Consider the following 24,300-nt stretch of genomic DNA (forward strand, 5'->3'; position numbering starts at 1 on the left):
TTTGTTTTAAGCCTAGATTCAGAAGTAAAATCCAAAAAAACAAAAAGTAAGTTTTTTCTTTCTTTTTAAAATAAAAACATATCTTTGTAAAGTCAAAATACTATACAAGGAGAAATCCGAAACTTAAATTTTAAGTTAACATAACGAGCCCTCATTCACGTTGCTGGAGCTAGTGATAGCCCTAATTCCACTCCTTGTAGTGTTTTGACACAACCGAAGATGAGGGCTTCGTGCGTTTAAATATTTTCGAAAATGTCAAAAGAAAATCAAAAACCAACACATCGTGATGTAATGCCATCCGTAATTAATTTCCTTTCAGACGAATTGTTTGAGGGAGATTACAAAGAACAGCCCATGTATTTGCAGGAAATCTTCGAGCTCCTCATGCATACAGAATTTGGCGACGATATTAATTTAAGGCAAAAAATACTGAGCTGTTTAAGAACGAGCCGAAATCTCGCCGAAGCCTTATCGCCATTTTCAGAAAAGCAGATTTATAAGGCTTGTAGTAGTAATAGATAAATTATTCCAATAAAAAATGAAAACCCTGCGAATTGAGATTTGCAGGGTTTTAGTTTTTTGCAGTATATGTTATTATTTACAAATGCAAGGAGCTTTTTTTACTATTTTTCTTGTCTCTTGGCTAAATTTAGGAATATTCAATTGTTTACCATTTTGCTCTAGAAATACATAAGCAGTTGAATCATTGTCAATTTTTAATCCTATTGTGGTAGATATTTCACTTTTATTTTTAAACTGATTTATCATAAAACCTTTATCAAAGTTTAAGGGTAATCCTTCTTTTGTGAAAGCATTATCTTTTTGCCAATATTCATTATCTTCTGAAAAAGCTATTTTTGTTATAAAATCCTGATTTTTGTTGTCTTTCCATTTTACAATAAAAAGATAAGGAATAGCTTTTTTTTCACTTGGATTAAAAATTGATTTGCCAACGAGAAACTGACATTCACCATTACACATTCTTGCTTTTACACTTATTATTTGTCCCCCTTCAGGAACAGTGATATCTTGATTCCAAATATATTTTTGTCTATATAAATTATAAACATTGGGAGCTGGATACCCATGTTTATTTATGTTTTCCCTTGTTTCATTTGAGAGAAATTTTGGATCAGATAATTTTTTCTTTGAGAACCCTTTTTCAAACATGAATTTTGCACTGTCATACACATCATCTTTATTTAATATTGTCTCAGAAGCTTGGAATCTGCCAATTTCGATTTGTGCATCATCATCTCCTATCAACCATACTATAACCATTCCTTTTGGAGCAAGACCAAGTTGAATTGTTTTACAATTGAATTTATCATTCTTATTCTTCTCTTCTTGATTGAGATATCTTTCAATTATATTTTCTGGTAATTGCCATTTACCTTTATAAAATTTTTGTTCAACTAAAGAAAGCCAAGTTATTTCAAAAGTTTCAGGAAGTGTATAAAATTCTTTTTTAGCAACTTCTACACCAATTCCCCAACTTGAATTTATACAAGATGGCCAAAAAAAGATTTGCCTACAAAACCTCGCTGTATTGCAACAGGGTATTCTTTTGGAACAGAAATACGAACAGACCATTCTTGTTTTTTTTCTACACATGAACTTACCGTAATTGCCAATAACAATAATGTAACTATTTTTTTTATCATTACTTTTTTATATGTTTTTATCTTTTAATTAATAAGGATTTGGCTTTGTAAACGATTCCTGAGAAACAATTGCTTCCTGCATACTAATCTCCCTAGATGACGTTTTTAGTTTTATCGAAACCCCTTTCGTTTCCCTAGGTTTAGTATTTCTGTCAATATCTATTACAAAAGTTATAGCCTCACCTTCTTTTAAGTTCTCAAAAATGGCTTTAGATTTTTTTTCATCAAAGTAGACATCACTTTCCATACGTCTGTCGTTTATATCATGCCAAACGACATTTACTTTTCTTGGAATAGCACGTTTTTTAATAGGCATCACATTTCCGTTTAAACTCATGAAAATAGATTCAAATTCTCCATTTATATAATTTATAAGAATTGTTTCCACTTTATCTTCTGCCTTAACTTGAGGAGTTAAATTATATTCTCTAAAGAGTGTTTCCCAATATCCGAATGGAATTGTGCCATTTTTAATCTGGTCTAATATTTCTTGTGGCAGATCTTCATTCATGTAATTAACATAATCCTTAATACCTACTTTTCCTTTCATAGATGGATGCGCCATTTCCCAATTAACATTATTATCTTCATGTGCTTGATATTTCCCTACAATGGTCATATTAGATTGACTAAATACATATAGAACAACCATTCCTCCAGGAAACAAGCCTGCATTAATTACAAAACGCCTGTCGATAAAAATTTCACTTTTTTTAGTTTCTCTGTTCCAGTATGGTCTTTTACTGCCATTGATCATTAGAGATTCTATTTTATCTGAATCGAGTTTAAAAATTCCAGAATAGCTTTTGCTTTCAGTATAAGACAACCATGTAATATCTAGTGTTTTTGGTGAAATTCCTGTAGCTTCTCCTGATGAAGATCCGTCATTGTCTCCTAAATCCTCACTATTGATTACACGATCAAATGGCATATACACATACCCACTTTTAGGATTATCTCCTACAATTAAATGGCCTGAAAAAATTTCAGCAGGGTAATTTTTGGGTGTGCATACTGCCGCACCCCAGGAATATTGTTCTTCTTTCATAGTACTTTGACATGAGATCAAACTCAAGAAAGCAGCTAAAGTCATAAATAGAAAAATTCTTCTCATAACATTTTTACAAATTACATCATACTATGTTAATAAGGATTTGGCTTTGTAAACGATTCCTGAGAAACAATTGCTTCCTGCATATTAATCTCCCTAGATGACGTTTTTAGTTTTATCGAAATCCCTTTCGTTTCTCTAGGTTTAGTATTTCTGTCAATATCTATTACAAAAGTTATAACCTCACCATCATTTAAGTTCTCAAAAATGGCTTTAGATTTTTTTTCATCAAAGTAGACATCACTTTCCATACGTCTGTCGTTTATATCATGCCAAACGATATTTACTTTTCTTGGAATAGCACGTTTTTTAATAGGCATCACATTTCCGTTCAAACTCAAGAAAATAGATTCAAATTCTCCATTTATATAATTTATAAGAATTGTTTCTACTTTATCTTCTGCCTTAACTTGAGGGGTTAAATTATATTCTCTAAAGAGTGTTTCCCAATATCCAAATGGAATCGTGTTGTTCTTAATCTGGTCTATTATTTCTTGTGGTAAATTTTTAGTAATAACCCTAATAACTTCATCATATCCCTCTTGGGTTTTCATAATTTCATGTGCAATTCCCCAATCGACTGTTTTATCTTCATGAGCCTGATATTTGCCTACAATGTTCATATTTGAAGGGCTCCAAACGTATAATACAACCATTCCTCCTGGAAATAGTCCTGCATTAATTGAAAAATCAAAATCTTTTACAATCCCTATTTTCTTTGTTTCTTTATCCCAGTAGGGTCTTTCACTGCCATTTATCATTAAGGCTTCTATCTTATGTGAATCTAATTTAAAAATGCCCGAATAACTTTTGTTTTCTGTATAAGACAGCCAGGTAATATCTAAAGTTTTAGGGAATATCCCTTCTGCTTGGCCTGATGAAGAACCGTCATTATCACCGAGATATCGGCTATTAATAATTCTATTAAAAGGCATATACACATAACCGCTCTTGGGATTATCTCCTAAAATTAAATGGCCTGAAAAAATTTCAGCCGGATAATTTTTTGGAGTACAGACTGAAGCATCCCAGGAATATTGTTTTTCTTTCATAGTATTTTGACATGAGGTAAAGGTGATATTCAATACAATTAAAGCTATAAGCAAAAAGTACATTTTTTTTTCATCGTTATCCCTTTATTATTGTTCGTTTCCAGATTATATTACTTTGATTATCTTGCGTGGGTTCCATCCCAGCTCCGTCCATATTAGCAGAACAGTGTAAATATTTATTTCGCAAGTCAACAAGCATATTATGTTCTCCTATTAAAACATTAAAAGCCTCTATTTCCTTATTGTTTTCCCATTGTTTTTTTCGTTTTGCCTCAATCTCACTTTTTGTGTAGTATTGTAATTTGGGTTTATTTTTAAAGGCATATTCATCAATTCTTTTTTTTACTTCATCTAATTTTTTAGGAATCTTGTATCGTAAATTTAATTCTTCTTCATAATTCCATGGAACTTTACATTTTAGGTTCCCAAATTCAGCCATTAAATGCAAAATCACAAAAGTGTAGCCGTTACTTAAGTTTTTTCTGTTTCCCTCTAAATAATACGGTGAAATACTTGGTAATTCTTTAAGTTCATGAGGGAAAAACCATCCTTGTTCCAGTACATATTTTTTTTCTTCGGCAATTTTTGATCCCGTTTCTGTGAGTATAACGGTTTCCGGACCGCTTTTATATCCGCCACCAATATCTGAGTGCGATCCGGGTAAAGTCAATTCAATGCTATTTTCTCCTGCACTGGCAATAGTGGTTAAGGGGAAATTTTTACGGTGCTCATCTTCTGCGGTTAAATGTACTGTAAAACCAACCTTAGGTATTGTTAGCGGTACTCTGTCTTTCTCTACATCATCAAAAACATTACTTCCGTAAGATGACACGGTATCAAAAAGACCTAAAAACCTCACTTTAATTCGTTGTGGTTCTGTTTTATAATCCAGCTCTTTAAAGGCTTTGCCTAAATAACCCCATTTGTAACTATTTTTTTTACCAGCAGTTTTATTTTTATTCAATTCATTTACAAAAATTCTAGCAGCCGCCGCTCCACGACTAAAACCAAAAACGTCTAAATACAACGTGCTGATACTGGTTTCCGTTTCTTTTTTTAATTTTTTAGTTACATCAAAACACCCTTTTTCTACTTTTTCAAAAAGTCCAGTTTCGCCTTCCCCATATCCCTGTCCCCGAATAAAATCACCATAATAATCTAATGTCCCATCTTTCTTTTTTTTCGGGTTTTTAGTGCCGATACCTTCAACATAAACAGAATAATAATGTGATTCTGGAATATTCAGATATGCATTTTCTAATCGATCGACATTGGTATTATCATTGCCATAGCTGGTATTGGAGCCATCCTTATTTGATATATAATCATTTTTTAAACTGGAATCTTTTCGTCTTCCTTCAATATTTTCTCTATTGTTTGAAGTTCCGTCAAAAAAAACTCCCATGTAAACATCGTTTGTTTCTTTATAATCTTCTTTAGGAGGTACAAAACGTGGTTCTCCAAATATTATATTCGACATATTTTTTATGATTTGTTACCTATAATGTTAATTTTTTTATTTGATGTCAGTGTCAAATTTTCTTTGGTGGCAACAATCTCAATTTTTCCACTTTCTTCATGAATAGTTTTGGCTAAAGAGGTATAGCTGTTTTTAATTTTTATATTTAGGTTTCGGGCGGTTTTATTAATAGCCATAAATTATTTTTAAAAGAGATTAGATTTTTCGGCACTATTTATTTCTACTGTTTTTTGAGAACTTTCTAACAACATGTTTTCCTGAGTACTAAAAATTTTAACCTCATCGGCAAACTGAGTTGATTCATGAGAACTTCGTTTATAGTTTTCAGTTATATTTTCAGTTTTATTGTCTCCAAATTCATTAATATCACCCTGTGCTCTTATCCCAATATTATTTCCTGCATCCTGATTTATATTATTTCCTGCCTCAATATCAATATTCTCTTTTGCATCTACGTTGACATTTCTCCCAGCTTTCATAACAATATCCTCACCAGCCTCAAATTCAATATTTTTTGGAGCTTTAAACCTGATGTTTCCATCTCCATGAATTACGGCTATAGTTTCGCCTTTTTGGCTTTCTATTGTAATGTCGCCCGTAGCATCATCATTTATAATTCTGTTTCCGCTTCGGCTATGCATTATTGCCTTTATATCATTATTCGGCGTACTATAACCGCTTTTTTCCTTTCTGCTCGTCATAGTTCCCAATACAATAGGCAGTTCCGCATTATTGCCCTGAAAGTCTACAAAAACCGTATCGCCAATTTCAGGTATGATATGAGCGCCTCTGGCATCGCCTCCGTAATTCTGCATTAAAGGAATATAAGGTGTGGTTTCGCCTTTGGCTGCCTGCCATGGCATCTGTACCTGTATACCGCTGAGTCCGTCAGGATCTGCGTTAGCGGTTACAATGGCCGTCTGGCTTTTGCAGAATGGAACTAAATCTGGATCTGTTTCGGGAGAAAACACAGAACCGTTAAAATTTACGGCTGTAAAATGGTTTTCGTAACCACCTCCGTCATCGCAAATATGTGTTATCTGAGTAACGCGGTAAGAACTTTCTAACTGCATGTCGACACCCGTTACTCTTACTTCGTTTCCTATAGTAATTCCTGGAACTTCGCTTGAAGCTTTTATTTCTACTAGACCGCTTAAAATAGATCGCATTTTGTTTTTGGCATATTCTTCTGAAGATCGCCTTCCGGATCCGCCAACAGGGGTCTGGTTTAATTGTATAATGGTTTCTTTATTAAAAACTTCATTAGACCTGTTTAAAAAGTTTTGATGGAAACCGTCGGCTTCTTTTCTATATTTTAAAGTTTCATCGGTTTTATACTGGCCGTCATTGTTATCGTTTTCTATTACTTTAAACAGTGCAGGGAGAAGTTTTAGGGTATAATCAAAATCCTGCATGTTTATTCCATACATTAATTTTGGCGTTGCACCCACACCGCCTGGACTTCCAAAAATGGCTGTTCTTCCGTTATAATAGAACCAATGCCCATTTCTTTTGGCCAAACGATTTAGAAAAGCAAAATTGCTTTCATTATACTGCACAGTGTAAGGCAGGTTGTCTAAATAAAACGGTCTTACATCGATATCAATATCACAGTCTGATTTTACTTTTTTTACAATATCATTCAGAGACATGTTGGTGAACGAATTGCATTCGGTCCGTTTTCTAAAAGTATTGTAGTACTCTTTCCTTTTATTACGATGGTTTCTTCTACGTCTTTAATACGGGATTTTTGCAGTTTAACTTCGGTTACTATGCCGTAAAACTGCATGATGTAATCTTTAGAATCTGCTCCAATAATAAGATCTTCCAGACCCTCTATAGGTTTTATTTCTATGCTTATTTTTTCTCCGTATAACTTTTGGGAAAAAGGCATAACACTTTTAAATTCTTCTACTAATAAATCTTGTCTTACTTCGAAGGAAAAAGTGTGGTGGTCATGAATCGTCTGAAAAACTTCTAATTTGTTGAAATTAGCAATTCTTATTTCGCCAATTTTAATATTCGTAATTGTTTGCAATGCCATACTAGTTGTTTTTTAAAAGAGTTATGAGTTTTTCCAATTGTTTTCAAAAATTGTATTCCCAATTTTTACTTCGTTAGATGAAATCAAAATCTCAGTGACCATAGGAACTGATCCTTCACTTCTAAAACTTTTATGAAACGATATGCAGAAGGCCTTTTTAAAGGTTACATTTTTCATGGTGCTCATAGCGTCTCTGCGATAAAAAATGACTTTTCCGTCTTTTACACTGGTCTGAGATACCATCCAGTCTGAAAACAGATCTGTCTGTGTGGTTTCTATTACAAGTTTTATCTGTCCGCCCTTTGTCTTGTTGGCCGGTTTTCCGTTGTTATCGACATTCTGGGTAAAATGAACATCAAATTCTAAAACATTAAACACTTCATTGTCTAATTCTAATTTTGCTAAAAAACTCATATCTAAAAGGTTATTGATTATTTTACAGGCTTTTGTAGATTTTATAACCTTAATCAATAAATGAGAAGTGGTATTTAAGTAAATAAAATATTACATAATTATATTGTAAATATAATAAGACCGTTTATATAAGTAAGAAAAATATTAAAATTTAACAATGGGTAAAAATTTAAAAAGCATAAAAAAACCCCGAAAACTAAATAATAGCTTCCGAGGTTTATGGTCACTTTTTTTCAGAACAGTGAAATGCAAATATAAGATAATTTTCTTACAAAAAAGCCTTTCGGGATTTTATTCCCAAAAGGCTTTCTTTCTACAAATTAATTGGCAATATTATTTCCATCCGCCGCCCAAGTCTCTATAGACATGAACTGCAGCATTCAACTGTTCTTTTTTAGTATCAATTAATTCTAATTTCGCTTCTAATGCGTCTCTCTGCGTCATCAAAACCTCAAAATAATCTACTCGAGCCGATTTAAACAAATCGTTTGAAACATCAATCGAAGTATTTAAAGCATCAACTTGTTTCGATTTAAGATCGTATCCTTTTTGAAGATTCTCAATCTTAGACATTTGGTTTGAAACTTCTAGATAAGCATTTAAAACTGTACGATCGTAATTGTACAATGCCTGAATCTGTTTGGCATTGGCACTTGCAAACTCTGCTTTAATTGCATTTCTGTTAATCAAAGGAGCAACAAGATCTCCAGCCAAAGAATACAATAACGATTCTGGCATAGTAAACAAATAAGAAGGTTTGAAAGCCTGTACTCCTATCGCTGCCGTAATATCCAAAGACGGGTAAAACTCGGCACGAGCCACTTTTACATCTAATTTTGCCGCTACTAATTCCAATTCTGCTTGTTTAACATCTGGACGATTTTGTAACAATTGAGACGGAATTCCAGAACTTACAGAAGCTGGCAATAAACTTAAGAAATTAGTGCTGCTTGTTCTTTTTACTTCTTGAGGATATCTACCCAACAAAAAGTTGATTTTATTCTCAGTTTCTTTTATCTGCTGCAAAATGTCAAACTCCATACTTTGCGAAGTTAAAACCTCAGCCTCGAATTTCTTAACTCCCAATTCTGTTGCTCTTGCGGCTTGTTTTTGAACTTTTACAATTTCTAAAGCATTAGTCTGCAATTTGATTGTTTGTTTTACAATATCTAACTGATTGTCTAAAGCTAGTAATTCATAATACGAATCAGCAACTTCGGCGATGAGGTTTGTAATTACAAAGTTTTTACCTTCTACTGTAGCCAAATATCTGTTTAAAGCTGCTTTTTTAGAATTACGCAGTTTTTTCCAGATATCTACTTCCCAGTTTGCATAAGCCGAAATTGTAAAATCTCCAAGCGGATCTGGAGTTTCTACCCCTGGTTTAATCTCTGTAGTAGCATCACCCGCACCTTGACTGGTATATCTACCCACTTTTTCTACTCCAGCTCCGGCACGTAAGCCTGCAGTTGGCAATAAAAGTCCTTTTTTAACTCGAATATCATTTTTTGCAATTTCAATTTCCTGCAAAGTGATATTTAATTCCTGATTGTTTTTAAGAGCAGTATCTATTAAATCAACTAGATTCTGATCTTTAAAATAATCTTTCCAGTTTAATGCTGCCGTATTGCTGTTTGCATCCTGAGTCTGAACTGTTGAGCCAAACGATTCTGGAACTGGTGTACTGGTAGTAACTGCTGCCTCAGGTGCAGGGGTTTTACACCCTGCAACTGCTAGACATACAGCCAAAGCAATACTATATTGATATGATTTAACTTTATACATGATTGTTGTCAATTTCTTCTGTTAATGGATTTTCTTCTTCATGTTTTACCAGTTTGTGTTTCTCTGCAATTTTGGCAAAAATGAAATACAAGCCCGGAATTACAAATACACCACAAATGGTTCCGATAAGCATACCTCCAGCTGCTGCAGTACCAATGGTTCTGTTTCCAATTTTACCAGGACCAGTTGCAAAAGCAAGCGGTAATAAACCTGCGATAAAAGCAAACGAAGTCATCAAAATCGGACGGAACCTTGCTTTTGCCCCTTCCATTGCAGCATCTAAAACAGATTTTCCTGCGGCATGCCTTTGTATCGCAAACTCTACAATCAACACGGCATTCTTACCTAATAATCCGATAAGCATTACCATGGCAACCTGTGCATAAATATTGTTTTCTAATCCTGTTAATTTCAATAAAAGGAAAGCTCCAAAAATACCCGCTGGCAAAGAAAGAATTACTGACAATGGCAGAATAAAACTTTCGTACTGTGCCGCTAATACCAAGTAAACGAATCCTAAACAGATTAAGAATACCCAAATTGCCTGATTACCCTGAGCCACCTCATCGGCAGAAATACCTGCCCAGTCAATGTCATATCCTCTTGGTAATTTTTCTGCAGCTACTCTCTGAATTACTTTAATCGCTGTACCAGAACTATAACCCGCAGCTGGCGAACCACTGATTTGTGTTGAGGTATACATATTATGACGTGTGATTTCTGAAAGTCCGTACACTTTTTCTAATTTCATAAAAGCAGAAAAAGGCACCATTTCATCACGATCATTTTTTACATACAATTTTAAGATATCATCTGGCTGTGCACGATATTCTGGCGAAGCCTGAACAATTACTTTATAGTTGATACCGAATTTGATAAAACTGATTTCGTAGTTACTTCCCACAAGAGTTGACAAAGTATTCATCGCGTTTTCGATAGAAACTCCTTTTTGCTGTGCCAAATCATTGTCGACTTTCATCATGTATTGAGGGAAACTAGAGCTATAGAAACTAAATACGTTTGATAGTTCCGGCTGTTTGTTCAATTCAGCCACAAAATCGTTGTTTACCTGTTCCATTCTCTTATAATCAACAGAACCAGTTTTATCTAACAAACGAAGCTCAAATCCTCCGGCAGCACCATAACCAGGTACAGCAGGTGGTTGGAAAAACTCGATATTTGCCCCCGCAATATCTTTACATTTTTCCTCCATTTCGTGCATGATCTCCAAAACAGATTCTTTTCTATCGCTCCAGTCTTTCAAGTTAACCAAACACGTACCTGAGTTAGCTCCAGTACCTTCAGACAGAATTTCATAACCTGCCAATGAAGAAACCGATTTTACTCCGTCAATATCCTCAGCAATTTTCTGAACTCGTTCTGCAATATTATTTGTTCTTTCTAAAGAAGATCCTGGCGGTGTCTGGATTACCGCGTAAAACATTCCCTGATCCTCATTCGGAATAAATCCTGATGGAACATTACTACTGATGATCCATGTTCCAGCACAGAAACCAAGAAGCGCTACAATAGTAACTACTCTTCTGTCAACAATTTTGCCTAGTAAGTTCTGATATTTACCTTGCGCTAAATTGAATTTTTCGTTGAAAGCATCAATAAATCTATTGGCTGGTGTTTTCTTTTTAGGCACGCCATGATTGTTTTTTAACATCATTGCACAAAGTGCCGGTGTCAATGTTAAAGCCACAATACCCGAAAGGATAATCGCAGTTGCCATAGTTACAGAGAACTGTCTGTAGAATACTCCCACAGGACCAGACATAAATGCAACAGGAATAAATACCGCGGCCATCAAGAAAGTAATTGCAATAATTGCCCCCGCAATTTCGTGCATTGCTTTTTTAGTCGCTTTAAATGGCGAGAGATGCTCCTCTTCCATCTTGGCGTGAACGGCTTCAATAACCACAATCGCATCATCGACGACGACCCCAATTGCTAATACTAAAGCGAATAACGTAATCAAGTTCAATGATATATCAAAGAATGTCATGAATACAAAAGTTCCTACTAAAGATACTGGTACTGCAATTGCAGGAATAACCGTAGAACGCCAGTCTCCTAAGAAAAGGAATACTACTAAACCTACCAGAATAAAGGCTTCAACCAAAGTATGAATTACTTTCTCGATAGAAGCATCAAGGAATTTAGAAACGTCATACGAAATTTCATAATCCATTCCTTTAGGGAATCTCTGTTTGATTTTTTCCAGTTTTGCTTTTACTTCTTCAATAACCTGATTCGCGTTACTTCCAAAAGATTGTTTTAATACAATCGCCGCAGATGGTCTTCCATTCAAATTAGAATAGATATCATACATCGAGCTACCAAATTCAACTTTAGCAACATCTTTCAATCTTAAAAGTTCTCCGTTTGGATTTGCTTTTACTACAATGTTCTCGTATTGTTCTTTTGTTGTAAAACGTCCAGAATATTTCAATACATACTCAAATGCTTGAGAACGTTTACCAGAACTTTCTCCCGTTTTACCTGGAGAAGCCTCCAAACTCTGACTAGATAATGCTTCCATTACCTCATCTGCAGAAATTTTATAAGCCAACATACGGTCTGGTTTCAGCCAGATACGCATTGCATATTCACGTGTTCCTAAGATATCTCCAGAACCAATACCATTTACCCTTTTCAATTCAGAAAGAACGTTGATATCGGCATAGTTGTATAAGAACTTCATGTCCGTATTTTTGTCTGTACTGTAAAGATTCACGTACATCAACATACTTGGCACCTCACGAGTGATTTTAATACCCTCACGAATTACCAAAGGAGGAAGTTTATTGGTAACCGAAGCTACACGGTTTTGAACGTTAATTGCTGCCTGATTAGGATCTGTTCCTAAGTTAAAGACCACTTTTATCGTAGCTTCACCATCGTTTCCGGCATCTGAAGCCATATACTTCATTCCTGGAACTCCGTTTAAGGCTCTTTCCAAAGGAATAACAACAGCCTTAACCATCAATTCACCGTTAGATCCAGGATAATCTGCAGTAACATTCACCATTGGAGGTGAAATTGTAGGGAATTGTGTAATTGGTAAATTTAAAACCGACAATACCCCCAAAAAGACAATAATCAACGATATTACTATCGACAGAACAGGTCTTTGAATAAATTTATTAAACATTTTTATATTTTTTAAATGATTAAACTTATTGAAGTTTAAAATGTTTCAAGTTTCAGGTTTCAAGTTTCAGGTTCAGTATGCAACTTGAAACCTGAAACTTGAAACTATTAAAACAAAAAACTATTCTGCTTTTAAGCGTAAATGATTGATTACTTCTTTAGGAGATTCGTAATCGAATTTAATTTTGTCGTTTTCTTTTACTTTCTGAACACCTTCAAGCAAGATCCTATCATTTTCTGTAAGACCACTTTTGATTACATATAAATCAGGGATTTCGCCAGTGATAGTGATTTCTCTAGAACTTACTTTATTGTCTTTTCCAACTACAAAAACATATTTTTTATCTTGAATTTCGTAAGTCGCTTTTTGCGGAATCACAATAGCATTTTTAAGAGGAACATTCATTTGAACTTGGCCTGTTTCTCCATTTCTAAGTAATTTTCCAGAATTAGGGAATCTTGCTCTAAAAGCAATGTTTCCAGTTTCGTTGTTGAATTCACTTTCGATTACCTCAACATTTCCTTTATCTTTAAAAATATCTCCGTTAGCCAAAACCAAATTCACTTTGTTATCTGCACGGTCTTTAATATTCGTTTCGTAACTAATGTATTCTGGCTCAGAAACATTGAAATAAGCAAACATCTGACTGTTGTCTGAAAGACTTGTCAACAATTCTCCCTCGTCGATTAAACTTCCTAGTTTTAAAGGAATACGGTCGATTGTTCCGTCAAACGGAGCTCTAATTTCTGTGAATGATAAATGAAGTTTTGCCAACGCAACCTCAGCTTTTGCAGATTGCAATTTTGCTTGAGCGACACTTAATTCGTTTTTAGAAACGATATTTTTATCTGCCAGTAATTTTGAATTTTGCAATTCAATTTCTACAGATTTTTGTTCTGACTGTGCTTTTAATAACTCTGCCTGATACATGTTTGGCATAATTTTAAACAACAGCTGTCCTTTTTTTACAAACTGTCCTTCGTCAACATATATATTTTGTAAAAACCCTTTTTCTTGGGCGCGAAGTTCGATATTACGAACCGATTTTATTTGTGAAACGTATTCTTTGGTAAATGAAGTATCAATTCTTACCGGATTAGTAACAGTAAATTTTTCTACTTCTTCTTTTTCTTCTTTTTTAGATGTACAGCTCGTCAAGCACACCAAGGCCATTAAGCCTGTGAACACAATGATTTTTTTCATGATTTAGTTTGGAAATTAAGCGATTGAATGCTTTGGAATGAAAATTCCTTTTGGATGTTAAAATGCATCAGTCAGCCTTAGCCCAGACCTTAACTTTATATAAGCAGAAGTAGAAAAAATATACAACAGCAAGATACGCAGAGATCAAAACTCAGGTAACCGATGTATACTGTAAAATCAAATTCTTAATACTCGTTGAGTAATGTAGATAGGATTTGAATGCCCGAATATAGGCGTAGAAAATTTTAAACGATTAGAATCATTCGCTGCAGACTGATCTGAAAGTGCCAGATACAAAGTGTCTACCAAACTATACGTAGCAGCAAAATACTTGCTCGTAAGTAAATCAACATCATCACCTCCTACTAGATCTTCTTCTAAATCAACATCTACAGCATCTTCAATTATTGAAGTTCCGCGATCTTGATTAGTAAACTTAACTCTATGTTTCTGTAGGTGATGGTGAGTATGAGCGCCAAAAGTATTTGCATTCAAATATTGGCCTCCGCCAAACAGAAGCATATTCATGAATACTAAAAATACTATTAACTTTCTCATTTCGGTGCGAAAGTAGTAAAAGAATTAAAACAAAAAAAGAATTTTTAACAAGGTTTAACAGTTCCATAAAACGAAAACGTTTTCATTCTCTTAATTTTTATTAATCACTTTACTTCAAAATTAAAACCCTTATTTACAACATTAAAAATCAATAACTTAAACTTTACAATTAAGAAAGCAAAATTTCCATAATCGTAAATTCTTGTCCTGATTTTACAAAAGTTTTAAAAGTATCATTCATTCCGAACTTCTCATAAAATGATTTTTTATTGGTTCTGGCGTTGCACCATACTTTTTCTACACCTTTTTCTTTTGCAAATTCTAGAATATATTTTAAAAGATGAGACGCAATTCCTTTACCTTGATGCTCTTCTAAAGTAGCCAATTTTCTAAACTGCATTTCTTTTTCTTCCATAAAACAAGAGACTATAGAAACCAATTTATCTTCTTCAAAAACTCCAAAATGAATTCCTAAATTATCTTCTTCAAGCTGTACAAACTCAAAAGGCTGGTCTGGCCACATTACTTCATGTCTTATTTGCCAAGTATCACTTGCGTTTATTTTTTTAACGTCCATTTGAATTTATTTAAGCGTCTCAAAATTAATTCATTTTGATTTAATCGAAAAAAGCAAACCAGAAATCTTGATCTGATTAATTATCAAAACTTTACAGAAAAATAAATCAGACAAATCATTCAATTCTAATGTATTATGATTATTTTTATAGTACCAAAATCAAATAAATTCCGTTATGAGAAAATTCCTTTTAGCAACATTTTTATGTATTTGTGCCAATGGATTTGCGCAATTAATACAAATCGGCCGCAGTTTTCTACAAGCATTACTTCTGTCAATGCCAAAAATTTCAGCTCCGATCATACGAATACAGGAATTGGATTTGCCGCATTTGGTCGATTAAACCTTGCACTTTTTTATGCTCAGGGCGAGTTTGGATATGGTCAAACTAATTTTAGCGTATACCAAAACGGTGTTGGAGAAACTGAATTTAAACTATCAGGAACAGATGCCTCATTAATTGCAGGACTTAAAATTATTCCGCTTGGAAAACTCGGAAATGTGAGGCTTTTTGTGGGATACAACTGGAAAAATTATTCAGACATAAGTACCAGCAATAATCTCAATTCTATAGCTATAGAAAAAAATAATCATAGCATTCTTGGAGGTGTCGGAGTCGATGTCTGGAGACTAACTTTTGATGTTAGATATCTTGCTGGACTTAGTGATATAGATGCTTCTAGCAGTGAAATTAAAACTGGAGTTACCAATCTCTCCATTGGATTTAAATTTCTATAAAACTCATAAAAAAAGGGAATCAATCGATTCCCTTTTTTTATATATCATTTACATTTTAACGTAATAATTTTCCTCATTATCACTTTCTATCTTTTTTATTCCCTCTTCTGTTTTAACAGCTACATTAACAACATGTAATACGTCTGAATTTTCATTAATACTACAGTTCCAAACTGTTCCATCAGAAAGAATAATTTCTGAAAATAATGAGACCGTGCTTTTTGCATCATTATAAACTAAATTTTCAGTTCTGAGAAGTTTCTTTACTTTTGTTTTTTTGTCGACCTCGTAAAACAAGATCTCATTTTCTTTAATTTCGACCACTTCGTCAAAAGTAGATTGACTGGCAGTAACTGCTGTTGCCGCAGACCAAACTGGCTGACTTCCTGTCCTTTTCCAAGTTCCAATTGCTTGATTTAAAATTTCTTTTCTTAAAAGTTCGCGTAAGGTGTCTACCTTTTTAATAGCTTCTTTTCCTATTTCATTTTCAGGTTTAATCTTTGCAGCTAAAGAAAACAAATCAATAGCTTTTACAAAATCGGCTTTTTTGTAGTAAGAATTAGCCAATTCATATTTGTTTTTTTGAAATGCAGTCTTTTGATCGTTCTGCGCAAAAAACTGGAGACTGCTTAGCAAAGCAATCAGAACAAAAGTATTCTTCATTAGATTTGGTGGTATGTTTAGTATTTGGCAAACGTAATATTTTTCCCAGAAATATTTATACTGTTTTTTTGCATCTTGAATATTTTTAATTATTTTAAACAAAAAGCGTCACTTTGCTAAAACAAAGTGACGCTTTAATTTATTTAGTTAAATTTAATTCAATTATTTAACATTTAAAACATTGTTCTCTGGTGTTGCATCCATAAATATCCCACCATCAATCTCAATTTTTTCGATTTTTTTTGCGCTTTTCAAAATTATTTTAGCTGTTTTTTGATTTTTATCCCAAATCGCTGGCGTTTGATGCAAAGTTGTTTTTGACTTATCTGCATAAGTAATTACAACATCAAAAGGAATTGCAAAACCTCCAATGTTTTCTATTGTTATCGTTTTCTTATCTGCAGAAAGACCTTTTACAGCAATATCTATGTAATTGTTAGTAAAGAACCAATTATTAAAAAACCAATTTAAATTCTTTCCTGTTGCTGTATTAAATGAATTAAAATAATCCCACGGAATAGGATGTTTTCCGTTCCAAGTATCCATATAAAAATGAAGCGCTTTTTTGAACAATTCATCTCCTAACATATCTTTTAAAGCCAAATAAGAAAGAGAAGCTTTACCATAAGAATTATTTCCATAACCTGCGCCAGAAACCTGTGTAGACATTGTTATAATAGGCTGATCTTGTTCTGAAGATCGATCGCTTATATAATGTTTCACTCTAAATTCTTTGTAAAACTTATCTGCAGCTTCTTTACCATGTTCAGCAATTCCGATTAAATATTCAAAAGTAGTTGCCCAACCTTCGTCCATAAAGGCATAACGCGTTTCATTGATTCCCATATAAAAAGGAAAATAAGTATGCGCCACTTCGTGATCTTGAACTAACTGTGCAAAAATAGGATCTCCCATTTCAGAATCGTTACACATCATTGGATATTCCATATCGGCAAAACCTTGGAAAGCCGTCATTTTAGAAAACGGATACGGAACTCCTGGCCAATTGTTAGAAAACCAATCTAAAGCATATTGATTGTTTTTTACCGAATTCACAAAATCGGTTCCCTTTACGTTGTAAGCCGCCTGAACGCTCGCACGACGATTTGTTTTCTTATCCACTACAACGCTACTAGCATCCCATAAATAATGATCACTTAAACCAAAGCAAACATCTGTTATGTTTTTAGCTTCAAATTTCCAGACATTCCAATCGTATTGTTTTGTTACGATTCCGCTTTTCATTTCCTGCTCGTTTGCAATATGCAGAATTTCATCTGTTGTGTATGATTTTTTTAAGCGTGAAGCAAATTCAGGTTGCAAAACCTCATCTGGATTTAATAAATCTCCAGTTGCATACACCACGTAGTTTTTTGGTGCTTTTACAGAAAAAACATAATCGTTGAAGTCATTGTAAAATTCTTGACGATCTGTATGCGGTAATCTATCCCATCCATTGTAATCGTCAAAAACTGAAACACGAGGATAACTATACGCTACAAAAAATGTCGTTTCGTCAATCTGGCCTTCTCTACCACTTTCTTTGGACAAAGGATAATTCCATTGAATATTTATAGTGGTCTTTGAATTAGGTAAAATTGGTTTTTGCAATTTTACATTTCCAACAGTTCCCCAGTTTTTAGCATCTTCTTTATACACTTCATTTTCTACTTTCAATGAAGTAATCGTTAATCCGTCGCTTAAAAAATCGTTGCTTACTTCACTTCCTCTTGGAGAAGAAGGCTTGTGAAGGTTGTTTACAAAACGGATAACTAAGTTTCTTAAAGTATCCTTGCTATTGTTTTCGTAAATAATGGTTTCAGTTCCGCTGACCAATCTCGTTTTCGGATCAACTGAAATTTCCATATTATATTTTCCACGGTTCTGCCAATAGTTTGAGCCTGGTTTTCCGTCTTTAGAGCGGGTTCCGTTTTCGTAGGCTTTTTTTATATTTCGAGGCATGTAAAGCTCTTGAGCAATAGTATCTTGGGCAAAAAGAACGAATGCTATTAATGCAAATTGCAAAAATCTCTTTTTCATAAATAATTCTTATGTCTTTAAATTGTTTTGATATATAAGACTGCTGTTTTAAAACAATGTTACAAATTTAATTATTAATTGTTAATGTGAATAGTAAAAGGTAAATAGTGAAATGTGAGATGTAGAAAACTTTATTTTATATTTTACATCAAACTTTTACAAAAAAACTTAGAAACTTAGCATCTTTAAAAAAGAACCTTAGCATCTTTAAAAAGAAAAACCGTCTATCACTAAAAGCGACAGACGGCATCTACAATTAATATATAACCTTGATGACTACAAAATATAATCTGTATTAATAAAATTCGATTCTTTGCTGTTAAGCAATTCCTGCAGAATCTCATTATTATAATCGATATCTTTTGAAGCTACAAACGTACGAATTGAGAAAGAACGCAAAGCATCTGGAATACTCAAAGTTCCTACGGCAGAATCTTTTCTTCCTGTAAAAGGGAAAGCATCTGGTCATCTTTGGCAAGAACTGTTAAGGTTTACTCTACAAACTAAGTTAACCAAAGCATCAATTAGCGGCGCAAGAGTTTTTATATCTTTACCAAACAAACTTACTTGCTGTCCGTAATTTGATTCTGCCATATCTTTCAATGGTTCTTTAATATCTTTGAAAGAAAGTACAGGAACAACTGGCCCAAACTGTTCTTCGTGATACACACGCATTTCTTTGTTTACTGGATATAAAACTGCTGGAAAAATATAGTTATCAGTATGTTTTCCTCCCTTTTCATTGATGACTTTAGCTCCTTTGTGAACAGCATCATCAATTAATCCTTGAATATATTTTGGTTTGTCGGTTTCTGGAAGCGGTGTTAAAGCAACTCCCTTTTCCCACGGATTTCCAAAAAGCAAACTGTCTACTTTTTCAGAAAAACGTTTATTGAATTCTTCAGCAATCGATTCGTGGACATATAACACTTTCAAAGCAGTACAACGTTGTCCGTTAAAAGACAAACTTCCGGTAATACATTCTTGAATAGCCAAATCTAAATCGGCATCTGGAAGAATAATTGCTGGATTTTTAGCTTCTAAACCTAAAATCAAACGCAATCTATTTTTGTTTGGATGCTGATCTTGTAAAGCAATCGCCGATTTACTGTTTCCAATTAAGGCTAAAACATCAATTTTTCCAGATTTCATAATCGGAGAAGCCACTTCGCGTCCTCTTCCGTAAACAATATTGATTACTCCTTTAGGAAAACTGCTTCTGAATGCTTCCAACAATGGCGAAATACATAAAACACCATGTTTAGCAGGTTTGAAGATTACGGTATTTCCCATAATCAAAGCTGGAATCAACAATGAAAAAGTTTCGTTTAAAGGATAATTATATGGTCCAAGGCATAAAACCACTCCAAGAGGTTCACGACGAATCATGGCGTTTACTCCTTGCACTTTTTCAAAATGCGAACTGCGTCCGTTTAATTCTTTGTAGCTGGCAATAGTATCGTAAATATATTCTACAGTTCTATCAAATTCTTTTTGCGAATCTCCTAATGACTTTCCAATTTCCCACATTAAGTATTTCACTACTTCTTCGCGGGTTTCTTTCATTTGTTTCACAAATTTTTCCATGCATTTAATACGATCAACCACTTTCATAGTCGGCCATAAGCCTTGTCCCATATCGTATGCATTGGTAGCAGCTTCGACAACTTCTGCTGCTTCTTTTTCTCCATAAAAGGGATAAATCCTAATAAAGTCGGCGAATACTTTTCTGTTGAAGAAATAGTAGAAAACACAGGTGTGGTTTGCCCTGTCCATTGTTTCAATTCTCCATTTACAAGATAGGTATCTTGATTTATCAGACTATTAATCTGATATTCTTCTGGTATAAAACTCATAATTTGGTTTGTTTAATGGTCTGGTAATTTTATTTTCAAAAGAAAAAAGAGGCTTTTTTATTGCCTCTTCTTCATTTATGGTTGTACTGTTTCACCTTCCCAATCTAGGATTCCTCCAAGCAGATTGTAGGCGTTTTCGATACCCAACTCGTTCATAATCTGGCATGCTTTTGCGCTTCTAGCCCCAGAACGACAGTATACGTAATAGTTTTTATTTTTGTCTAGTTCTTCGATTTCATAGATAAATGCCTGCCCTTTATTGATATCAATATTTAGAGCATTCTCAATGTAGCCATCATTAAATTCGTCCTCAGTTCTTACGTCAAGTATAACTGCATTTTCGTCAGCTTCTAACTGAGCAACCCAATCTTCTTGTGATAAATTCATAATAAAATGTGTTTTTGTAAAATTACGACGTTTCTCTATATAAAAAACGTACCAAATGCGATTTCGATTATTATTCTCAGAAAACGTTTTAGAGAAAGTATTATAATCAGTGAATTACAAATTTAGTTACTATTTTTAAAAATTCAGCCTACAAAATCGATAGAAAATAGGATTTTTTCATTTACATAAAATTAATCTTAAATCTAGTTTTCTGATAATTATTCCCATTCCAAACCCTTATCTTTGCAAACAATCCTATATTTTTATCCGATTTTGATAAAAATATTCGCCACCAATTACACGAATTCTCAATAATTAATTGTTTTGATTAATGCAATTGATGGCAAAAAAATCTACAATATGCAACATTCATTAAAAACCATCTTTCCTAATTTCTCGAACGAACTCATTGCTACGATAGAAGAAAACGGAAGCCTTCAAGATTTTGAAGCCGGAACCATTTTAATGCGTACCGGTCAGTATATTAAAAATACAGTTTTGATAACTAAAGGTAAAATCAAAATCTATCGCGAAGGTGAAGACGGCGGAGAGTTTTTAATGTATTACTTGCAGCCTGGACAAGCTTGTGCGATATCAATGATTTGTACAGCAAAAAGCGAAAAAAGCCAGATTATGGCAAAAGTAGTCGAAGATGTAACCGTGATGATGATTCCGTTGCAATTGATGGACAAATGGATGATGGAACATAGAAGCTGGTACGAATTTGTAATTGAAACCTACCGAAGCCGTTTTGAAGAAGTTCTCGAAGTGGTAGACAATATCGCTTTCCGTTCTATGGATGAAAGATTAGAGTTTTACTTAAAAAGACATTCTGATACTTGTGGGTGTTCTGAGGTAAATTTATCGCATCAGGAAATTGCAACCGAATTAAATACTTCACGCGAAGTTGTTTCCAGATTACTCAAAAAAATGGAACAGCGCGGTCTGGTCAAACTCAACCGAAACCAGATTGAATTGCTAAATTTTAACCATTAAGATATTAAGTTAATTAAGTTGGATCGCTTAATATTACTTAACCTTTAAAAGTTTCATTAAGAAAGCATAGCTTAATTTCCTTAATATCTTAATGGTAAAATTATTTTAGGTCTGTGATAAATGTTACTGTAAGATTCTAATTTCCGAGGCAACTTTGCATCAAAACATATGCAATGGAATATTTAGGATTTTTTGCCTCAATCATAATCGGAATTTCGCTTGGCTTAATTGGCGGCGGAGGCTCTATTCTTACTATTCCTATTCTAGTTTATTTATTTAAAGTAAATCCAGATCAGGCCACTTCTTATTCTTTATTTATTGTCGGATTAACCGCTTTATTTGGAAGTTATAGCCATTATAAAATGGGAAACCTAAAACTGAAATCGGCTTTGTATTTTGCTGTTCCCTCAGTTATTTCGATTTTAATAATTCGTGAAGTCATATTTCCGCAAATTGCATCGACTTTGTTTTCTGTTGCTTCCTATACCGTTTCAAAAGATTTTCTAATTATGATCATCTTTTCTATCCTAATGATTACAGCAGCTATTTCTATGATTAAAAAAAATCAGTCCGAAATTAAATCAACAGATACTAATTATTCGCAATTGAGTTTTATAGGTTTTTTGGTCGGCATCGTAACCGGATTTCTAGGTGCAGGCGGCGGATTCTTAATTATTCCTGCCTTGCTTTTTTTTGCCAATTTACCCATGAAACAAGCCGTGGGAACTTCATTATTAATCATCACTATTAATTCGTCAATAGGTTTTGCTGGCGATCTATACATTGGGACACCAATAAACTATAGTTTCTTATTAAGCGTTTCTGCAATGGCTTTAATCGGAATGTTTATTGGAAGCCAGCTTTCAAAAAAAATGGACGGCACAAAATTAAAACCTCTTTTTGGGTGGTTTGTGCTCGTAATGGGATTTTATATCATTGCCAAAGAAGTTTTATTCTAAAAAGAATTTCAACGCTTTATTTAGTTTCACTTGTAGAGTAATCTTTGTCAAAGTTTTAAACTTTGACAAAGATGAAACTAAAACCTTCAGATTTCTCCAAATTTATCTTTATATCTTTCAAGCTCGATTTCAGTTCTCGAAAGCAGTTTTTCAAGCAATTGAATTTTATCTTCATAAAGCTCCTTCAAAACCGAAGAATTATCGGCATTAATCAAAATACTGCCGTTATTGTTTCCTGTTATTTTGTTGTAATTATTAAAGTATTTATCATAATCAAAACTAATTATATCCTCTACGCTTACATCCAAAATTCTTCCTATTTCAACCAATTTTTCGTAACTCAAAGAAGTCTTTCCTTTTTCAATTTTACTATAACCAGCTTGGGTTACGCCTAATCTTTCTGCCATGTATTCCTGAGTATAATTTTTTAACTCTCTAATATTTTTGATTTTACTTTTAATTGTTGTGGCCATATTATTTCTGATTTGTGGTCATGTATAGTCAAAACAGCCAGCCGTTAGAATGTAACGGCAAGACTATACTATTATTTTTATTGGGAAATCATAAAACTACTTCATAACTAAATACTTATGTCGCAGCGTTTTGTTAATTTTTTCTTTGTGTAATGATAAAATAACCGTACATCAAAGCTGCCATTATGAAAAATGCAATCATAACGGGAAATACTGAATATAAACATCTCTGATTTTTTTTAGGCAGTTCTTTTTACACTTCTTTCAAACTGAAGATCTATGTAAGAATCGATCTGCTTGCCAACCAATATGCGGTCTTTGGTGGCAATTTTAGTCCTTATTTTGTTCTGGTAAATATCTTTTACAAAAACAAAATAGGCAAATTCGGCCTTGTTCCAGAATCTCATAGCTAAAATAAACGAATAGCACAAAATTGCAGGAATAATGTAATACAAGTCTATTAAGTTGGAAAATAGCATGCAATAATATGTCGCAGCGGTTACGGCCAAAAAAGCACCGTTTTCAAGAAAATATTTTTTCTTTTTTTTAAGCAGTCCAATTTCTTTAATTTCATCAAAGTGATACTGCCAATTCTTAGATTTGTAACGAAATCTAACCTTGTCGGAAAAAACTGTTAAAGGCATAATAATTTAGTAGGTAAAAATAGATTTAAGCTTCTAGTGAAAAATCAATTTCTAAAAATTCTTAGGGGGAAAAAATTCTTAGATACGCAATATTAAGCATTAACACTTTTTTTTTCTTACAATTAACATTATAGAATATAACTATCCGTTGTAATTAAATCTTTCGTAAAAGTTATCTTATACTTTATTTATAAAAAAATCTCAAGTAAGAAGATTCTTTTGGGCGTTGCCTCCGGCCGGGCTATCCGCTTTATTCCCGATTAACAAAAACTACGGCTAAAAAGCCTTGTTTTTCTAAATCGGGAGATACCGCTCCTATCCCTAACGCAGACTCAGGTAAAATGACGTTTGGTCTTTAATATTTTCAATCAATTGCCTCAAGCTTTAGCTGGAGGTAAACAAATCTATATAAAAAAAAGCTTTAGCCAAAATCGTAAAGTTTGGCTAAAGCCCTAATTCAAATCTAAACAAAAAAACCTCCAGTTAAAACTGGAGG

22 protein-coding genes and 1 pseudogene are annotated in these 24,300 nt (G+C 33.6%); 4 read left to right on the top strand and 19 right to left on the bottom strand.

Features of this window, described 5'->3' with window-relative positions; genetic code table 11:
• Nucleotides 1–252: 252 nt before the first annotated feature.
• Nucleotides 253–522 (top strand): hypothetical protein, encoded by a 270-nt coding sequence (locus ACPWTF_RS06255; RefSeq protein ID WP_427874842.1) that lies wholly within the window; start codon nt 253–255, stop codon nt 520–522.
• 72 nt (nt 523–594) lie between these two features.
• Here ACPWTF_RS06255 and ACPWTF_RS06260 read toward each other — a convergent pair whose 3' ends face one another.
• The 13 genes from ACPWTF_RS06260 to ACPWTF_RS06320 form a co-directional block, all read right to left on the bottom strand.
• The gene (locus tag ACPWTF_RS06260; RefSeq protein ID WP_427874843.1) at nt 595–1,593 is read right to left on the bottom strand and encodes a DUF2931 family protein; all 999 of its coding nucleotides are present in this window, start codon (nt 1,591–1,593) and stop codon (nt 595–597) included.
• 99 nt (nt 1,594–1,692) lie between these two features.
• Entirely contained in the window at nt 1,693–2,778 is a 1,086-nt protein-coding gene (locus ACPWTF_RS06265; protein ID WP_427874844.1) for a DUF2931 family protein, read from the bottom strand.
• Nucleotides 2,779–2,807: 29 nt separating this feature from the next.
• The gene (locus ACPWTF_RS06270; protein ID WP_427874845.1) at nt 2,808–3,827 is read right to left on the bottom strand and encodes a DUF2931 family protein; all 1,020 of its coding nucleotides are present in this window, start codon (nt 3,825–3,827) and stop codon (nt 2,808–2,810) included.
• Nucleotides 3,828–3,903: 76 nt separating this feature from the next.
• The gene (locus ACPWTF_RS06275) at nt 3,904–5,307 is read right to left on the bottom strand and encodes a T6SS phospholipase effector Tle1-like catalytic domain-containing protein (RefSeq protein WP_427874846.1); all 1,404 of its coding nucleotides are present in this window, start codon (nt 5,305–5,307) and stop codon (nt 3,904–3,906) included.
• 5 nt (nt 5,308–5,312) lie between these two features.
• On the bottom strand, nt 5,313–5,483 hold the full coding sequence (locus tag ACPWTF_RS06280; RefSeq protein ID WP_172426870.1) for a hypothetical protein: 171 nt from the start codon (nt 5,481–5,483) through the stop codon (nt 5,313–5,315).
• A 9-nt stretch (nt 5,484–5,492) separates the two neighbouring features.
• Nucleotides 5,493–6,959, bottom strand: coding sequence for a phage baseplate assembly protein V (locus ACPWTF_RS06285; protein WP_427874847.1), 1,467 nt, complete (start codon nt 6,957–6,959; stop codon nt 5,493–5,495).
• Complete coding sequence (locus tag ACPWTF_RS06290) at nt 6,950–7,351, bottom strand: hypothetical protein (protein ID WP_427874848.1); 402 nt, start codon at nt 7,349–7,351, stop codon at nt 6,950–6,952. Before ACPWTF_RS06290 ends, ACPWTF_RS06285 begins: the two co-directional genes overlap by 10 nt.
• 21 nt (nt 7,352–7,372) lie before the next feature.
• Nucleotides 7,373–7,765: a type VI secretion system tube protein TssD gene (gene tssD, locus ACPWTF_RS06295; protein WP_095929050.1), complete on the bottom strand. Its 393-nt coding sequence runs from the start codon at nt 7,763–7,765 to the stop codon at nt 7,373–7,375.
• Nucleotides 7,766–8,098: 333 nt separating this feature from the next.
• Nucleotides 8,099–9,550 (bottom strand): TolC family protein, encoded by a 1,452-nt coding sequence (locus ACPWTF_RS06300; protein ID WP_427874849.1) that lies wholly within the window; start codon nt 9,548–9,550, stop codon nt 8,099–8,101.
• Complete coding sequence (locus ACPWTF_RS06305; RefSeq protein WP_427874850.1) at nt 9,543–12,710, bottom strand: efflux RND transporter permease subunit; 3,168 nt, start codon at nt 12,708–12,710, stop codon at nt 9,543–9,545. The genes ACPWTF_RS06300 and ACPWTF_RS06305 overlap by 8 nt, the downstream gene beginning before the upstream one ends.
• Nucleotides 12,711–12,830: 120 nt before the next feature.
• Nucleotides 12,831–13,913 (bottom strand): efflux RND transporter periplasmic adaptor subunit, encoded by a 1,083-nt coding sequence (locus ACPWTF_RS06310; protein WP_427874851.1) that lies wholly within the window; start codon nt 13,911–13,913, stop codon nt 12,831–12,833.
• A 177-nt stretch (nt 13,914–14,090) separates the two neighbouring features.
• Nucleotides 14,091–14,471, bottom strand: a complete 381-nt coding sequence (locus tag ACPWTF_RS06315; protein WP_427874852.1) for a hypothetical protein — start codon at nt 14,469–14,471, stop codon at nt 14,091–14,093.
• A gap of 169 nt (nt 14,472–14,640) precedes the next feature.
• On the bottom strand, nt 14,641–15,048 hold the full coding sequence (locus tag ACPWTF_RS06320; protein WP_427874853.1) for a GNAT family N-acetyltransferase: 408 nt from the start codon (nt 15,046–15,048) through the stop codon (nt 14,641–14,643).
• Nucleotides 15,049–15,183: 135 nt separating this feature from the next.
• On the opposite strand from ACPWTF_RS06320, the gene ACPWTF_RS06325 reads away from it, so the two are divergent.
• Nucleotides 15,184–15,786 carry an outer membrane beta-barrel protein gene (locus ACPWTF_RS06325; protein WP_427874854.1) on the top strand — a complete coding sequence of 201 codons (603 nt, stop codon included), beginning with the start codon at nt 15,184–15,186 and terminating at the stop codon, nt 15,784–15,786.
• A 48-nt stretch (nt 15,787–15,834) separates the two neighbouring features.
• Here the strand turns inward: ACPWTF_RS06325 and ACPWTF_RS06330 are convergent, their stop codons facing one another.
• The 4 genes and pseudogenes from ACPWTF_RS06330 to ACPWTF_RS06345 all read right to left on the bottom strand — a co-directional run bounded on the left by ACPWTF_RS06330 (nt 15,835) and on the right by ACPWTF_RS06345 (nt 20,732).
• Nucleotides 15,835–16,449: a hypothetical protein gene (locus ACPWTF_RS06330; protein WP_427874855.1), complete on the bottom strand. Its 615-nt coding sequence runs from the start codon at nt 16,447–16,449 to the stop codon at nt 15,835–15,837.
• A 162-nt stretch (nt 16,450–16,611) separates the two neighbouring features.
• Nucleotides 16,612–18,489 (bottom strand): M1 family metallopeptidase, encoded by a 1,878-nt coding sequence (locus ACPWTF_RS06335; RefSeq protein ID WP_427874856.1) that lies wholly within the window; start codon nt 18,487–18,489, stop codon nt 16,612–16,614.
• Between the two features lie 276 nt (nt 18,490–18,765).
• Nucleotides 18,766–20,345, bottom strand: a pseudogene (locus ACPWTF_RS06340) (NADP-dependent glyceraldehyde-3-phosphate dehydrogenase).
• 75 nt (nt 20,346–20,420) lie between these two features.
• Entirely contained in the window at nt 20,421–20,732 is a 312-nt protein-coding gene (locus ACPWTF_RS06345; protein ID WP_095929060.1) for a rhodanese-like domain-containing protein, read from the bottom strand.
• A gap of 360 nt (nt 20,733–21,092) precedes the next feature.
• Between ACPWTF_RS06345 and ACPWTF_RS06350 the strand changes: the two genes are divergently transcribed.
• Complete coding sequence (locus tag ACPWTF_RS06350; RefSeq protein ID WP_427874857.1) at nt 21,093–21,728, top strand: Crp/Fnr family transcriptional regulator; 636 nt, start codon at nt 21,093–21,095, stop codon at nt 21,726–21,728.
• A 173-nt stretch (nt 21,729–21,901) separates the two neighbouring features.
• Nucleotides 21,902–22,687 carry a sulfite exporter TauE/SafE family protein gene (locus ACPWTF_RS06355; protein WP_427874858.1) on the top strand — a complete coding sequence of 262 codons (786 nt, stop codon included), beginning with the start codon at nt 21,902–21,904 and terminating at the stop codon, nt 22,685–22,687.
• An 86-nt stretch (nt 22,688–22,773) separates the two neighbouring features.
• Here ACPWTF_RS06355 and ACPWTF_RS06360 read toward each other — a convergent pair whose 3' ends face one another.
• Together ACPWTF_RS06360 and ACPWTF_RS06365 are read right to left on the bottom strand one after the other, a co-directional pair.
• Nucleotides 22,774–23,160 (bottom strand): helix-turn-helix transcriptional regulator, encoded by a 387-nt coding sequence (locus ACPWTF_RS06360; RefSeq protein ID WP_095929062.1) that lies wholly within the window; start codon nt 23,158–23,160, stop codon nt 22,774–22,776.
• 239 nt (nt 23,161–23,399) lie between these two features.
• Complete coding sequence (locus ACPWTF_RS06365; RefSeq protein WP_427874859.1) at nt 23,400–23,804, bottom strand: hypothetical protein; 405 nt, start codon at nt 23,802–23,804, stop codon at nt 23,400–23,402.
• Between the last annotated feature and the right edge of the window lie 496 nt (nt 23,805–24,300).

This window comes from Flavobacterium sp. MMS24-S5, assembly GCF_050320125.1.
Lineage (GTDB): Bacteria > Bacteroidota > Bacteroidia > Flavobacteriales > Flavobacteriaceae > Flavobacterium > Flavobacterium tyrosinilyticum.